The sequence below is a fragment of the Cellulomonas humilata genome, assembly GCF_013359775.1.
Lineage (GTDB): Bacteria > Actinomycetota > Actinomycetes > Actinomycetales > Cellulomonadaceae > Cellulomonas > Cellulomonas humilata.
Genome location: NZ_JABMCI010000071.1, coordinates 124,604 through 138,496, shown reverse-complemented (window position 1 = coordinate 138,496; position 13,893 = coordinate 124,604). Strand labels below are relative to the sequence as shown.

Sequence of the window (13,893 nt, the reverse complement as noted above, 5' to 3'; positions counted from 1 at the left end):
CGACCGCTGTCACGACACGCCGAAGACATGAGGCGCCGTGTCCCTCGTGGGTGTGAACGGACGGGTGAATGGCCTCGGCCGTCGTCCCATGACCGCCCGGCGTCGGCGATGCTGGCTCCCATGGGCAACGACGAGACGGCGTGGCGGCTCGACGTCACGGACGACGACATCCGCGCTGCGAAGCGAGCCTGGCTGGATGCGGGCGATCACGGTGCCGACAACGACGAGATCGCGTCGCGGTACGCGACCTACCGGCAGCTCGTGGTGGGTCAGGCTCAGCAGATCGCCGACAACTTCCGCGCACGCCGCGCGAGCTGAGCCGGGATCGTCGCCTCCGACGAGTACGCGAGCGACGCGACGGCCGGCCCGCCCCTGACCTCTCACGTGCGCCCGAACCGGGCGGCGAGCTCCTCGGACCCCTGGGCGAGCAGCGTCACGTCGGCGCCGACGAGCACGAACGAGGCGCCGGCCCTGGCGTACGCGTGCGCCAGGTCCGGGTCGAACGCGTTGACGCCGACCGGCTTGCCTGCCGTACGCACGGCGTCGAACGCGCGGTGGACGGCGGCGACCACGTCCGGGTGGTTCTGCTGGCCGAGGAGCCCCATCGAGGCGGCGAGGTCGGACGGCCCGACGAAGACCCCGTCGACCCCGTCGACCCCCGCGATCGCCTCGGCGGCGGCCACGCCCTCGGCCGTCTCGATCTGCACGAGGACCGACACGTGCTCGTCGGCGTGCGCCAGGTACCCCTCGACGCGGTTCCAGCGGGCCGACCGGGCGATCGCCGAGCCGACGCCCCGGCGGCCGCGGGGTGAGTAGCGCACGGCCTCGACGACGGCCCTGGCCTGCTCCGCCGACGACACCATGGGCACCAGGAGGTTCTGCGCCCCGAGGTCCAGGACCTGCTTGATCGTGACGACATCGTCGGTCGGAACCCGGACGACCGGCGTCACCGGGTAGGCGGCGACGGTCTGGAGCTGCGCGAGCACCGACTCCAGCCCGTTGGGGGAGTGCTCCATGTCGACGAGCAGCCAGTCGAGCCCGGAGCCCGCGCAGATCTCGGCGACGAGCGGGCTGGCCGTGCACACCCACATCCCGAGGAACGGACCGCTGGTCGGCCCGGTGGCGTGCGCGGCGAGGGCGTCGCGGAACGTCGGCGTCAGGCGAATCGGCATGTGATCGTCCCCAGGTCGCGGTAGTCGGCGAGCACGGTGTCACCCGGCTGCACCCAGATCGGGCGCGTGAACGAGCCCGCGAGCACGATCTCACCCGCCTCCAGGCGGTCGCCGTGCTGGGCCAGCTTGTTCGCCAGCCACGCGACTCCGAGGCCGGGGTGGCCCAGCACCGCACCCGCGACGCCGGACTCCTCGATGGTCCCGTTGCGGTGCAGCAGCGCGGCGACCCAGCGCAGGTCGACGTCCTCGGGCGCGACGCGGGAGCCGCCGACGACCATGGCCCCCATCGCCGCGTTGTCGCTGATCGTGTCGACGATCGTGCGGCCCGCGAGCTCGATGCGGGAGGACAGGATCTCCAGGGCGGGCACCACGTACTCGGTGGCCCGCAGGACGTCGTCCAGGGTGGCGTCCGGGCCGTCGACCGGCTCGGCCAGCGCGAATGCGAGCTCGACCTCGATGCGCACGTTCGAGAACCGGCCGTGCTCGATCACCGCGCCGTCCTCGTAGACCATGTCGTCGAAGATGGCCCCGTAGTCGGGTTCGTCGATGCCGGTCGCGGCCTGCATCACCTTGGACGTCAGGCCGATCTTGTGGCCCACCAGACGTCGACCGGCGGCCATGGCGCGGCGCCGCCACTCGCCCTGCACGGCGTACGCGTCGTCCACGGTCATGCCCGGGTGGCGAGCGGTCAGGAGCGGCATCATCGTCCGGCTCCGCTCCGCCGCGGCCAGCTCGTCGGCGATCGCCGTGACGGTCTGCGCCGGCAAGGACGTGCCGCTCACAGCTGGTGCCCCAGCTTGTACTCGCCCTGCTTCCAGCTGGGCAGCTCATCGGGGGCGTCGCCCTTGCGGGTGTAGGAGAACCCGTCGGCCCCGATGGTCACCTCCATCTCGCTGCTGTCCGTGCGCGCGACCACCGGCTGCGGGACGCCGTCGAGGTCGAGCACCAGCGACGCCTCGGTGTACCAGGAGGGGACCACGGGGTTGCCCCACCAGTCGCGGCGCTGGTTGTCGTGGACGTCCCAGGTGACCACGGGATTGTCCGGGTCGCCGGTGTAGTAGTCCTGCGTGTAGATCTCGATCCGGTGCCCGTCGGGGTCGCGCAGGTACAGGTAGAACGCGTTGGACACGCCGTGGCGGCCGGGGCCCCGCTCGATCCGGTCCGACATCCGCAGCGCGCCGAGCGTGTCGCAGATCGCGAGGATGTTGTGCTTCTCGTGGGTGGCGAAGGCGACGTGGTGCATGCGCGGGCCGTTCCCGCCGGTCATCGCGGTGTCGTGGACGGTGGGCTTGCGGCGCATCCAGGCGGCGTACGTGGTGCCCGCCTCGTCCTGGATGTCCTCGGTCACCCGGAAGCCGAGGTCCTCCATGTACTTCACGGCCCGCGGCACGTCGGGGGTGACCTGGTTGAAGTGGTCGAGCCGCACGAGCGTGCCCGGCGTGTACAGGTCGTAGCGCCACGCCAGCCGCTCGACGTGCTGGACGTCGTGGAAGAACTCGTACGGGAACCCCAGCGGGTCCTGCACCCGCACGGAGTCCCCGACGCCCGTCACGAACCCGTCGGCCCGCCGCTCCACCCGGCACCCGAGCTCGCGGTAGAACGCGACCGCCCGGTCGAGGTCCTCCGGGGATCGGACCCGGTAGGAGAGCGCGGCGGCGGCTGCGACCGGACCCGCGCGCAGGACGAGGTTGTGATGGATGAACTCCTCGTAGGTGCGCAGGTAGATCGCCTCGCCGTCCTCCTCGGTCACGACCAGGCCGAGGACGTCGACGTAGAAGTGCCGCGACGCCGCGAGGTCGGTGACGACGAGCTCCATCGAGGCGGCGCGCAGGATGTCCGGGGGCGGGGAGGACGGCGTCGGGATGGGGGTCGCGCTCACGTCAGTGTCCTTTGCCGAAGGTCGGGTTGTGCGCCTCGCCGAGCGTGACGTGCACGGCCTGCTGGTGCGTGTAGAAGTCGATCGAGCGGTAGCCGCCCTCGTGGCCGAGGCCGGACGCCTTGACCCCACCGAACGGCGTCCGCAGGTCCCGGACGTTGTTGCTGTTGAGCCACACCATGCCGACGTCGAGCGCCTGCGCGAAGGTGTGCGCCCGACGCAGGTCGTTGGTCCACACGTAGGCCGCGAGCCCGTACTGCACGCCGTTGGCGAGCGCGAGCGCCTCCTTGTCGGTGTCGAACGGGGTGATCGCGACGACCGGGCCGAAGATCTCCTCCTGGAAGATCCGGGCGTCGGCCGGGACGTCGGCGAAGACGGTCGGCGCCACGTAGTTGCCGGTGGGGAAGCCCTCGGGCCGACCGCCGCCCGCGACGAGCCGACCCTCGGTCCTGCCGAGCTCGATGTAGCGCATGACCTTCGCGTAGTGCTCCGGGTGCACCAGCGCACCGACCTCGGTCGTCGGCTCGTGCGGGGGGCCGACGACGACGCGCTGCGCCCGGGCGGCGTACCGCTCGACGAACTCGTCGTAGATCTCGCGCTGGACCAGGATCCGGCTGCCCGCCGTGCACCGTTCGCCGTTGAGCGAGAACACCCCGAAGATCGTCGCGTCGATCGCCGCCGCCAGGTCGGCGTCGGCGAACACGACGGCGGGGGACTTGCCCCCGAGCTCCATGGAGAGGCCCTTCAGGTGCGGGGCCGCGTTGGCGAAGATGAGCTGGCCGGTCCGGCTCTCACCCGTGAACGAGATGAGCGGCACGTCCGGGTGCTTCACCAGGGCGTCGCCCGCCTCCTCCCCGAGCCCGTGGACCAGGTTGAACACGCCGCTGGGCAGGCCGGCCTCCTCGAAGATCCCGGCCCACAGGGATGCCGACAGCGGCGTGAACTCCGCCGGCTTCAGGACGACCGTGTTGCCGGTGGCGAGCGCGGGTCCGAGCTTCCAGGACTCGAGCATGAACGGCGTGTTCCACGGGGTGATGAGCCCGGCGACGCCGATCGGCTTGCGGTTCACGTAGTTGAGCTGGCGTCCGGGCACCTTGAACGCGTCGTCGGTCTGGGCGACGACCAGGTCGGCGAAGAACCGGAAGTTCTCCGCGGCCCGGCGCGCCTGGCCGAGCGCCTGGGTGATCGGCAGACCCGAGTCGAAGCTCTCGAGCTCCGCGAGCCGGGCGTCGCGCGACTCGACGATGTCGGCGACCCGGTGCAGGACCCGCGAGCGCTCGCGCGGCAGCAGCTGCGGCCACGGCCCCTCCTCGAACGCCTGCCGCGCCGCAGCGACGGCCCGGTCGACGTCGGCCGCCTTGCCGGCCGCGGCGTGCAGGTAGGTCTCGTTCGAGACCGGGTCGAGGACCGCGAACGTCGAGCCGTCCGTGGAGTCGACGTGCGCGCCGCCGACGTAGTGCTGGAGGCGGTCGGGAAGGTCGGCAGGCATGGGTTGCCTCTCAGAGTGCGGCGGGCAGGCCGTCGGGGTGCTCGTGGCTGAGGTAGGCGGCGAGCGTGGCCGAGCGGTGCCCGCGAGCCGCACGCTCGATGTCCGGCAGGGGAGCGCCGGTCTCGATGAGGTCCAGCAGCACCTCGTGCTCGCGCACCGACTCCTGCGCGCGGCCGGGCACGAAGCTGAACGTGGAGTCGCGCAGGTGGCCCAGCCGGACCCACTCCGCCTCGACCAGCGCGAGCAGGCGCGTGTTCTGGCACGCGGCGAAGAGCACCGAGTGGAACGCGTGGTTGACGGACGTGAAGAGCCTCGGGTCGAAGTCGTCGAGCGACTCGACCAGCCGGCGGTTGAGCTCGCGCGCGTGCCGGAGGTCGTCGGCGGTCAGGTGCCTCGCCGCCAGCGCGGTGGCCGCCCCCTCCAGGATGGCCAGCGACTCCATGCTGTGCCGGTACCCGGTGTCGTCGATCATGGAGACGCGCGCCCCGACGTTCCGCTCGAACGTCACCAGACCCTCGGCCTCGAGCCGGCGGATCGCCTCGCGCACCGGGACGACGCTCATGTCGAGCTCGTCGGCGATCGACGCCAGGACGAGCCGGTACCCCGGCGTGAGCTCCTCGCCCGCGATCCGCTCCTTCAGCCAGAGGTAGGCGTGCTGCGACTTGCTGGGCGCCGCCCACTCCTGGTTCATCGGCCCGCGCGCCACGCGTCGAACCCCGCTCTCGACCGGGCGTCCATCGGGAAGAGTCCGTCGACCGGGTGACCGGCGGCGACCTGCTCCGCGATCCAGCCGTCCTCCTCCTCCTGGGCCAGGGCGGCGTCGACCACGTCCTCGACCAGCGCGGGCGGGATGACGACGACGCCGTCGCCGTCGCCGACGAGGATGTCGCCGGGCTCGACGGTCGTCCCGCCGCAGGCCACGGCGACGTCGACGTCCCACGGCACGTGCCGTCGGCCGAGGATGGCGGGGTGCGCGCCCGCCGAGTAGACGGGGATGCCGACCGCGGCGACCGCGGCATGGTCGCGGACACCGCCGTCGGTGACGATGCCGGCTGCGCCGCGGGCGTGGGCGCGCAGGGCGAGGATGTCCCCGAACGTGCCGGACCCGGCCTGGCCGCGGGCCTCGATGACGAGCACCTCGCCCTCGCCGACCGTGTCGAACGCGCGCTTCTGGGCGTTGTAGCCGCCGCCGTGGCGGGCGAACAGGTCCGCGCGCCCGGGCACGAGCCGCAGGGTGCGCGCGGTGCCGACCAGCCTGGCGTCGGGGTGCATGGGCCGGACCCCGTCGATCGTCACGTCGTCGAGCCCGCGCTTGCGCAGCTGCGCGCTGAGGGCTGCGACCGGGACCTGCAGGAGCTTCTCGCGCAGCTCGGGGGAGAGGCCCTCCGGCGCGAGGCCGGCGGCGGCGCGCGAGCCCCACGCCTCGACGCGCTGCGTGTCGTCGACGGCGGGCAGCGACCCGAGCGCGCCGTCGAAAGACTGCTCGCCCTGGGTGACGGTCGTGACGAGCCGTCCGGAGGTGGGCCCGCCGGGCGCGTCGACCTCGACCTCGATCACGTCTCCGGGGACGACGACGGAGGACCCCGCGGGGGTGCCGGTGAGGATGACGTCGCCCGGCTCGAGCGTGAGGTGCTGCGAGAGGTCAGCCACGAGCCGGGGCAGCGAGAAGAGGAGGCCTGCGGTCGTGTCGTCCTGCCGGAGCTCGCCGTTCACCCACGCGCGCAGCCGCAGGGCACCCGGGTCGACCGTCCGCGCGTCGAGGAGGCCAGGCCCGACGGGCGTGAACCCGTCACCGCCCTTGGACCGGAGGTTGGAGCCCTTGTCGTTCGCGCGCAGGTCGTACAGGCCGAGGTCGTTCGCCGCGGTGACCCACGCGACGTGGTCCCACGCCCGGTCCAGGGGCACGCGACGAGCCGTGGTGCCGATGACCAGAGCGATCTCGCCCTCGAAGGCGAGCAGCTCGGTGCCGTGCGGACGCTCGACACTCCCGCCGGAGGCCGCCACGGAGCTCGACGGCTTGAGGAAGTACGACGGCTGGGCGGGACGCCGTCCGCGCTGGTCGGCGCGGGACGCGTAGCTGAGGTGGACCGCGACGACCTTGCCCGGGCGTCCGGGCAGGGCGGAGAACCTGCGGTCCGTGCTGTCGTCGGTCATGAGCTCCCTTGCCGGTGGTGAGGAGTGGTCCTGCGTCGTCAGCCGCTCGCCCGGGAGATCTCCTCCCAGAAGGGGGCGACCACCGTGCCGGAGACCCGCAGGTCGAGGAGCAGGAACGGGCGGTCGGTCACCGGGCGGGCTCGCCACGCCGTCAGCGCCTCGAGGTCCTCGATGGTGCGGACAGCGACGCCCTGCGCGCCGAGCGCGGTGGCCACGCCGGCGAAGTCGACGTCCGGGATGAGCATCGGCTCCCGCGCCAGACCCTTGCGCCCGTAGAGGTGCATCTCCGCGCTGTACGCCCCGTCGTTCCACACGACCGCCATCCCGCGGCCGCCCGCCACCCGCACGGCCGACTCGAGGTCGGACAGGGCCATGAGCCCGCCGCCGTCGCCCGTCGTGAGGACCACCGTGGCCTCGGGCCGGGCGAGCGCCGCGCCGACCACGCTGGGGAAGCCGAGCCCGATCGCCTGGAACGCGGTGCCGACCATCACCATCCGGTTCGGGGCCGAGACGGGCCAGTACATGTTCGACCAGCCGAGGAAGTGCCCGCCGTCCGAGACGACCACGCGGTCTTCGGGCAGCAGCTCGGCGAGGCGTGACGCCGCGGAGCGCGGGTCGAGCCGGCCGTCGGGGGCGGTCCCGTCCCCGGGCTCTTGCCGTCGTGCGGCGGACAGGTCGACGGACTCGCGCCACCCGCTGGGCATGACCCCGTCGAGCTCCTTCAGGATTGCCTCCGCGACGACCGCGGCGTCCCCTCGGACGTATCCGCCGACGTGCGGGTGGGTGGCCGCGGGCGCGACATCGACCTGGAACACCCGGCAGCCGGGGGCGAACAGGTCGCCGAACCGCATCGTGAACTGGTTCAGGGACGCGCCCACGACGACGGCGACGTCGGCCTCGCGGACGAGCTCCATCGCCTCCCGGGCGCCGAACCCGCCGGCGACACCGAGGTCGAACTCGTCCCGCGGGAAGACTCCGCGCCCGAGCGCCGTCGTCGTCGTCAGCGCGCCGGTGGCGTCGGCGATCGCACCCAGCGCCTCGCCCGCACCCGCCACCCAGGCGCCGCGGCCGGCCAGGAGCAGCGGTCGGCGTGCGGCGGCGAGCGAGGCGGCGATCTCCCGCACGACGCCGTCGGCGAACGCGCCGCGCACGGCGAGCGGAGGGGGGAGGCGTGGGGTCGGCGTCTCGGGTACCGGCCCGGTGTCGAGCGTCGCGACGTCGTAGGGGATCGCGAGCACGGTGGGCACCCGGTAGGTCAGGGCGTGCTCGACGGCGATGACGGTCGTCGCGGCGGCGTCGGTGCGACCCACGGTGTACGTGCGGGCACCGACGGCCGAGGCCATGGCGATCTGGTCGACGTCCCAGGGGCGGGGCCCGGAGGTCGGCTCGTCGCCGACCACCAGGACGAGCGGTACGTGGGCCTGCACGGCCTCGGCCAGGGCGGTGAGGGTGTTGGTGAACCCGGCACCGTACGTGGTCGTCGCCGCGGCGAGCCTGCCGGAGGCCCGATGGAAGGCGTCGGCGGCGACCACGGCACCTGCCTCGTGCCGCACGGGGACGAAGCGGGCGTCCGTCTGGCACGTCAGGGCGTCGAGGAAGTAGGCGTTGCCGTTGCCCATGACCCCGAAGACATGGTCGACGTGCGCGGCGAGCGTGACCGCGACGTGCGCGGAAACCGTCGGCATCGATGTGGGCCTCTCGGACCGGGGCGACCGCGTCGTTGCGGCCTTCCAGGGATAATATACGATCCGTACCACCTCGACATCGGCGTCAGGGGAGTCGGTCCCATGCAGTTCCACCACCACGGCTACGTGTCCGGCGATCCCCGCGTCCAGCCCGCGGCGGGCGTCGGCCTCGACCGGCCCGAGGAGCTGCCCGACGAGGTGGACGTCCTCATCGTCGGGGCCGGGCCGGCGGGGATGATCGCGGCCGCCCAGCTCTCCCAGTTCCCGGACGTCACCACCCGGATCGTCGACCGCCGCGAGGGTCGGCTGGCCATCGGGCAGGCGGACGGCATCCAGGCCCGCAGCGTCGAGACCTTCCAGGCGTTCGGGTTCGCCGGCCGGATCGCCGAGGAGGCCTACCGCATCACCGAGATGTGCTTCTGGCACCCGGACCCCACCGACCCGTCGCGCATCGTCCGGGGCGAGCGCCCGCCCGACGACCCCCGCGGCATCAGCGAGTTCCCGCACCTCATCGTCAACCAGGCGCGGGTGCTCGACTACTTCGCCGAGTACATGGCGAGCTCGCCGAGCCGGATGGTGCCGGACTACGGGTACGAGTTCCGCGGACTCGAGCGGTTCGACGACCACGTCGACGTCACGCTCGAGCGGACCGGCCGGTCGAAGGTGGTCCGGGCCAAGTACGTCCTGGGCGCCGACGGTGCCCGCAGCCGGGTGCGGTCCGCCATCGGCTGCACCATGGAGGGGAACTCCGCGTTCCACGCCTGGGGCGTCATGGACGTCCTCGCGGTCACCGACTTCCCCGACATCCGGCTCAAGTGCGCGATCCAGTCGGGTGCGGGGGGCAGCATCCTGCTCATCCCGCGCGAGGGCGGCCACCTGTTCCGGATGTACGTCGACCTCGGGGAGGTCGACCCCGACTCCCACCACGAGGTGCGCGACACGACGATCGAGCAGATCGTCGCGCGGGCGCAGGCGATCCTGCACCCGTACACGCTCGACGTGCGGCACGTCGCCTGGCACAGCGTCTACGAGGTGGGGCACCGGCTGACCGACCGGTTCGACGACGTGCCCGTCGAGGAGCACGTCGACGGGCACGCCGCGCGCACGCCGCGTGTGTTCATCGCCGGCGACGCCTGCCACACCCACAGCGCCAAGGCCGGCCAGGGCATGAACGTGTCCATGCAGGACGGCTTCAACCTGGCGTGGAAGCTCGGCTACGTCCTCACCGGCCGGAGCCCGGAGAGCCTGCTCGCCACATACTCCGCCGAGCGACAGGTGGTCGCGCAGAACCTCATCGACTTCGACAAGGAGTGGTCCACGCTCATGGCGAAGACGCCGGAGGAGCTGGGCGATCCGGGTCTGCTCGCCGAGTTCTACGTGCGGACCACCGAGTTCCTGTTCGGGTTCATGACGCAGTACGCGCCGTCGATGGTCGTCGCCGAGCCCACCCACCAGGCGCTGGCCACGGGGTTCCCGGTGGGGAAGCGGTTCAAGTCCGCCCCGGTGGTCCGCGTCGCCGACGCCAACCCTCTGCACCTCGGGCACCAGCACCGAGCCGACGGCCGCTGGCGGGTCTACGCGTTCGCCGACCGGTACGCCTCCGCACTGGGGGCCTGGGCCGAGCGGCTGGCCGGCTCGCTGGCGCGCGAGCGCGTCTTCGACGTCAAGGTCGTGTACCAGCAGCGGCACGCCGACGTGGACATCGCGGCGGTACCGGAGCTGTTCCTGCCGCGGACGGGGCCGTTCCAGCTCGTCGACTACGAGAGAGTCTTCGCCGCGCATCCCGACGACGACATCTTCGAGCTGCGGGGCGTGGACCGAGCCGGGTGCGTGGTCGTCGTCCGGCCCGACCAGTACGTCGCTGCCGTCCTGCCGCTCGACGCCGCGGACGAGCTCGTGGCGTTCCTCCGGCAGTTCCTGCTCGACCGCTAGGCGGCGTCGTGGGCGAGCCGGGTGGGCGTCTCGTCGTCGAACCCGGCGAAGAACCCGCCCACCCGATCGGAGAGCTCGCCCATCCCGTCGCACGCGAACAGGATCGGCTGGTAGTGGCTGATGTCGTACGCCAGCGTGGCCATCTGGTGGAAGTCGACGGGCCGGATGTCAGCGCCGCGGAACTCCTCGATCTCGCCGTACGACGACAGCAGACCGGCGCCGTACGCACGCAGCTCGCCGTGCTCGTACATCACGCCGAACTCGATGGTGAACCAGAAGACGTCGGCCACGTACTGGAGCCCCTCGGGCGTCTCGCACCGCAGGGCGGCCTCCCCGGCCCTGCGCTTGACCTCGGCGATCGCGGGGTTGGCCAGCAGGTTGCAGTGCCCCACGACCTCGTGGATGACGTCCGGCTCCGGCGTGTACAGCGGCTGTGACGGGTGGCGCAGGTACTGGGTGGAGTGGAACACCCCGTCCGCGAGCGACCCGTAGAAGACGTCGAGAGGCACCAGGCCCGCCGCCGGGTGGAGCCGGAAGCCACTGAGCGGACCGAGGCCCGCGCTGACCTCGTCGAGCTGCGGCACGTGGTCGGTGGGCAGGGCCAGCGCCTCCTTGCCCTCCAGGTAGCCACGGATCGCGAGCCGCTCGTGCTTCGGCGCCAGCTCGCGGCACACCGTCCGCCAGATGTCGTTCTCGGAGTCGGTGTACTCCACGCGGGGCACCGGGTCCCCGGGCTGCCAGCCCAGAGCCGGGCCGGCGATCTCCTCCCGGCGGCGGCGGTACTCCGGGTCGTGCGCACCGGGATGGTCGTCGGCGAGGTGCACTGTGACCTTGCCGTCCTCGTCGGCGGTGACGGGGGCGTAGAGCTGTCCTTCGTCGAACATGCGATCCGTTCTACGCCGAAAGGCGACGGGACGCATCCCCCACACGACGAACCGTCACCCGAACGGGACGTCAAGGTCGGAGCCTGGGATGTCGTTGTCAGAGGAATGGCCTCTGGTCCCACGCAGAACTACGACGACGCGAGTCTCGGGGTATGGAAGGGCCGTCCCCTCTTGGCGGGGGCCGTGCGGGTGCTGATCGCCGCGATCCCCATCGCCCTGTCGGTCGGGACCGGGCTGGCTGCAGTGCACTGGCTCCCACCGAGCCGGCTCGGGGTCAACACGTGGATCTGGCTGCTCATCGAGATCTCTGTCGCGACGACCGTCCTGGTCCTCGCAACCCGGCTGAGTCGCCGGTTCCTGCCGTTGACGACACTGCTGCGGCTCACGCTCTACTTCCCCGACCGCGCTCCGTCGAGGCTCGCGGTCGCCATGAGCCACTACTCACCGGACGCCCTCCAGGCGAGGCTGGCCGTCTTCGGTCGCCGAGGGCCGCGCCCGGAGGGCGAGCACGCCGCGCGCATCCTCAGCCTCGTCGCGGCGATCAGCGACCACGACCAGCTCACCCGCGGTCACAGCGAGCGGGTCCAGGCCTACTCGGCGCTGATCGGCAAGGAGCTGGGCCTGTCCTCCCAGGATGCGGCCAAGCTCAGCTGGGCGGCCCTCCTGCACGACGTCGGCAAGCTGCGAGTTCCCGCGAGCGTCCTGAGCAAGCCCGGTGAGCCCACGCCGCGGGAGTGGAGCATCATCGCCGACCATCCCGAGGCGGGCATGGAGATCGCCCAGCCGCTGAGCGAGTGGCTCGGTCCGTGGCTGGACGTGATCGGGCAGCACCACGAACGCTGGGACGGCGCCGGCTACCCGGCAGGTCTGGCCGGCGTGGCGATCAGCAGGGGCGCCCGCATCGTCGCCGTCGCCGACGCCTACGACGTCATCACGTCGGCGCGCTCGTACAAGCGTGCCCTGCCCGCCTCGGCCGCTCGCGCAGAGCTGGCGCGGTGTGCCGGAGAGCAGTTCGACCCGCAGGTCGTCCGGGCGTTCCTGTCGATCGGCCTGGGCAGGTTGCGCCGCGTCGCCGGGCCGCTGAGCATCCTCTCGATCCTGCCCGGTCTGCCGCAGGTCACCGCCGACCTGCCGTCCATGGTGCAGCGACTGACCACCGTCGGCGCACTCAAGAGCACCGGAGCGATCGGCCTGGTGCTCTCGGTGTCGACAGCCACCGCGGGCGGAGCCCTGGCTGACGTCCCGCACCCACCCGGGCCACCCGCCTCGGTCGCGACGGACACCTCCGGGATCACGACGCCGCAGTCCGGGAAGGCCGACGACGAGGACGCCCCCGTGGTCGCGCCGACGTCGACCGACGCCATGGACGTACCGCAGAGCACGCCGCTCCCGTCCACGAGCGACTCGCCGCCTGCCCCGTCCACGGCGCCCACGGTCGTCCCGCTGGCCGTCGCTCCCTCGCCCGGCACGAGCGCTGCGAAGAACACCCAGGGAGTGCTCAAGAAGGCGCAGAACGCCAAGAACGCCAAGAACGCCAAGAACGCCGACGCGGCCAAGAACCCGTAGCGCCCGAGCGGCGAGCGTGACGGCGGCGGCTGGGACGACCACCGCCGACGAGGTCGCGTTCGTCTACTGCGACTCGGCACGCGCCTCGTCGGCCGCGGCCTTGATCTCGTCGGCCTCGGCCTTCTCGATCGCCTTCTCCACGATGGCGTCAGCCTTGTCCAGCGCCTTGCGGAGCGCGATCGCGCTGGGGTCGGAGACGAGGGCGACGATCCCGGAGTGCCCGGCGGCGATCGAGTCCTGGAGGTCCTCGGCCAGCTCCTTGCGATGGTGCAGCGCCACGCCCTTGCCGGTCGCAGCGCCGACGGCGCCGAGCGCGGCCGCACTGCCGATGATGCTCGGGGGGAAGATCAGCCCGAGCGCCACGCCACCGATGACTCCCCACTTCAGGCCGCGGCGGGTGCTGTGATCGGTCGACTTGAGGATCTCCAGCGTGCCGTCAGCCTCCCGCTTGACGACGAGGACGCCCTCGACGCTCAGGGTCCTGCCGTCCTCGGCTCCCTTGATCGCCTCGTACGCCTGCCAGGCGGTGTCGGTGTCGCTGAAGTCAGCGACGAACAACGTGTAGGCGCCGTCCGTGACGAGTGCGCCGGTGTCGATCTGGTCGTCGGACATCGTGGTGCTCCTTCGGGTGGTGTGTACGGACTTCCTGACGGTGCGGGTTGCGGGGTTGCGCGGGCCCTCGTCACGACCCGAGCGCGGCCGCCTTGAGCTTGGCGAACTCGGCCTGGTCGATGGCGCCCGAGTCGAGGAGCGCCTTGGCCTGGGCGATCTGGTCGGTGGCGGACGATCCCGTGGCGCTGCGGATCCGGTCGTCGAACGCGGACTGCGCGGCTTGCAGCTGTGCCGCCTGCCGCGCCCCCATGCCCTTACCCCGGACGATGAGGTACAGCAGGATCCCGAGGAACGGGAGGATGACGAGCAGGACGACCCAGAGCGCCTTGACGCCGCCGCCGGTGTCTGGGTCCCGGAACAGGTCGCCGAAGATGGCGATCAGCAGCCAGAACCAGATGATGAACAGGAAGAGCTCGAGCATCCAGAGCAGGATGTCGCCGTTCCCGAACGACGCGGTCAGGTTCACTGGGCCTCCTTGTGGGGTGGTCGCGACCCGTCAGGTCGCGGGGACGGCGGACGGCGG

Annotated in this window: 13 protein-coding genes; 3 read left to right on the top strand and 10 right to left on the bottom strand. The window is 72.1% G+C overall.

Translation table 11 applies throughout. From position 1 onward, the window contains the following. Nucleotides 1-120: 120 nt before the first annotated feature. A complete protein-coding gene (locus HP550_RS20880) occupies nt 121-318 on the top strand; it encodes a hypothetical protein (RefSeq protein ID WP_175349609.1) in 198 nt (65 codons plus the stop codon). A 62-nt stretch (nt 319-380) separates the two neighbouring features. On the opposite strand, the gene HP550_RS20875 is transcribed toward HP550_RS20880, so the two are convergent. The 7 genes from HP550_RS20875 to HP550_RS20845 all read right to left on the bottom strand — a co-directional run bounded on the left by HP550_RS20875 (nt 381) and on the right by HP550_RS20845 (nt 8,376). Then, nucleotides 381-1,172 (bottom strand): HpcH/HpaI aldolase family protein, encoded by a 792-nt coding sequence (locus HP550_RS20875; RefSeq protein WP_175349608.1) that lies wholly within the window; start codon nt 1,170-1,172, stop codon nt 381-383. Beyond that, complete coding sequence (locus HP550_RS20870; RefSeq protein WP_175349779.1) at nt 1,157-1,876, bottom strand: fumarylacetoacetate hydrolase family protein; 720 nt, start codon at nt 1,874-1,876, stop codon at nt 1,157-1,159. The genes HP550_RS20875 and HP550_RS20870 overlap by 16 nt, the downstream gene beginning before the upstream one ends. Before the next feature lie 74 nt (nt 1,877-1,950). Then, entirely contained in the window at nt 1,951-3,051 is a 1,101-nt protein-coding gene (gene hpaD, locus HP550_RS20865) for a 3,4-dihydroxyphenylacetate 2,3-dioxygenase (RefSeq protein ID WP_175349607.1), read from the bottom strand. Nucleotide 3,052: 1 nt separating this feature from the next. Then, nucleotides 3,053-4,537, bottom strand: coding sequence for a 5-carboxymethyl-2-hydroxymuconate semialdehyde dehydrogenase (gene hpaE, locus HP550_RS20860; RefSeq protein WP_175349606.1), 1,485 nt, complete (start codon nt 4,535-4,537; stop codon nt 3,053-3,055). 10 nt (nt 4,538-4,547) lie between these two features. Next, the gene (locus HP550_RS20855) at nt 4,548-5,228 is read right to left on the bottom strand and encodes a GntR family transcriptional regulator (protein ID WP_175349778.1); all 681 of its coding nucleotides are present in this window, start codon (nt 5,226-5,228) and stop codon (nt 4,548-4,550) included. After that, the gene (locus tag HP550_RS20850; RefSeq protein ID WP_175349605.1) at nt 5,225-6,691 is read right to left on the bottom strand and encodes a fumarylacetoacetate hydrolase family protein; all 1,467 of its coding nucleotides are present in this window, start codon (nt 6,689-6,691) and stop codon (nt 5,225-5,227) included. The genes HP550_RS20855 and HP550_RS20850 overlap by 4 nt, the downstream gene beginning before the upstream one ends. Nucleotides 6,692-6,729: 38 nt before the next feature. After that, a complete protein-coding gene (locus tag HP550_RS20845) occupies nt 6,730-8,376 on the bottom strand; it encodes a thiamine pyrophosphate-binding protein (protein ID WP_175349604.1) in 1,647 nt (548 codons plus the stop codon). Nucleotides 8,377-8,478: 102 nt separating this feature from the next. Here HP550_RS20845 and HP550_RS20840 point away from each other — a divergent pair, with 102 nt between their 5' ends. Further along, a complete protein-coding gene (locus HP550_RS20840; RefSeq protein ID WP_175349603.1) occupies nt 8,479-10,308 on the top strand; it encodes an FAD-binding monooxygenase in 1,830 nt (609 codons plus the stop codon). On the opposite strand, the gene HP550_RS20835 is transcribed toward HP550_RS20840, so the two are convergent. Next, nucleotides 10,305-11,192, bottom strand: a complete 888-nt coding sequence (locus HP550_RS20835) for a phenylalanine 4-monooxygenase (RefSeq protein WP_175349602.1) — start codon at nt 11,190-11,192, stop codon at nt 10,305-10,307. The genes HP550_RS20840 and HP550_RS20835 overlap by 4 nt on opposite strands. 105 nt (nt 11,193-11,297) lie before the next feature. Here HP550_RS20835 and HP550_RS20830 point away from each other — a divergent pair, with 105 nt between their 5' ends. Beyond that, nucleotides 11,298-12,758, top strand: coding sequence for an HD-GYP domain-containing protein (locus HP550_RS20830; protein WP_175349601.1), 1,461 nt, complete (start codon nt 11,298-11,300; stop codon nt 12,756-12,758). Between the two features lie 63 nt (nt 12,759-12,821). Here the strand turns inward: HP550_RS20830 and HP550_RS20825 are convergent, their stop codons facing one another. After that, nucleotides 12,822-13,370: a DUF1269 domain-containing protein gene (locus HP550_RS20825; protein WP_175349600.1), complete on the bottom strand. Its 549-nt coding sequence runs from the start codon at nt 13,368-13,370 to the stop codon at nt 12,822-12,824. Nucleotides 13,371-13,440: 70 nt separating this feature from the next. Beyond that, nucleotides 13,441-13,836, bottom strand: coding sequence for an SHOCT domain-containing protein (locus HP550_RS20820; RefSeq protein WP_343048304.1), 396 nt, complete (start codon nt 13,834-13,836; stop codon nt 13,441-13,443). Nucleotides 13,837-13,893 lie beyond the last annotated feature (57 nt).

Excerpts from the sequence above, each read along its gene's own strand:
- HP550_RS20835 (WP_175349602.1), bottom strand. The coding sequence starts at position 11,192 with ATGTTCGACGAAGGACAGCTCTACGCCCCCGTCACCGCCGACGAGGAC.
- HP550_RS20850 (WP_175349605.1), bottom strand. The coding sequence starts at position 6,691 with ATGACCGACGACAGCACGGACCGCAGGTTCTCCGCCCTGCCCGGACGC.
- HP550_RS20855 (WP_175349778.1), bottom strand. The coding sequence starts at position 5,228 with ATGAACCAGGAGTGGGCGGCGCCCAGCAAGTCGCAGCACGCCTACCTC.
- HP550_RS20880 (WP_175349609.1), top strand. The coding sequence starts at position 121 with ATGGGCAACGACGAGACGGCGTGGCGGCTCGACGTCACGGACGACGAC.
- HP550_RS20875 (WP_175349608.1), bottom strand. The coding sequence starts at position 1,172 with ATGCCGATTCGCCTGACGCCGACGTTCCGCGACGCCCTCGCCGCGCAC.
- HP550_RS20825 (WP_175349600.1), bottom strand. The coding sequence starts at position 13,370 with ATGTCCGACGACCAGATCGACACCGGCGCACTCGTCACGGACGGCGCC.
- hpaE (WP_175349606.1), bottom strand. The coding sequence starts at position 4,537 with ATGCCTGCCGACCTTCCCGACCGCCTCCAGCACTACGTCGGCGGCGCG.
- HP550_RS20845 (WP_175349604.1), bottom strand. The coding sequence starts at position 8,376 with ATGCCGACGGTTTCCGCGCACGTCGCGGTCACGCTCGCCGCGCACGTC.
- HP550_RS20830 (WP_175349601.1), top strand. The coding sequence starts at position 11,298 with ATGGCCTCTGGTCCCACGCAGAACTACGACGACGCGAGTCTCGGGGTA.
- HP550_RS20840 (WP_175349603.1), top strand. The coding sequence starts at position 8,479 with ATGCAGTTCCACCACCACGGCTACGTGTCCGGCGATCCCCGCGTCCAG.
- HP550_RS20870 (WP_175349779.1), bottom strand. The coding sequence starts at position 1,876 with ATGATGCCGCTCCTGACCGCTCGCCACCCGGGCATGACCGTGGACGAC.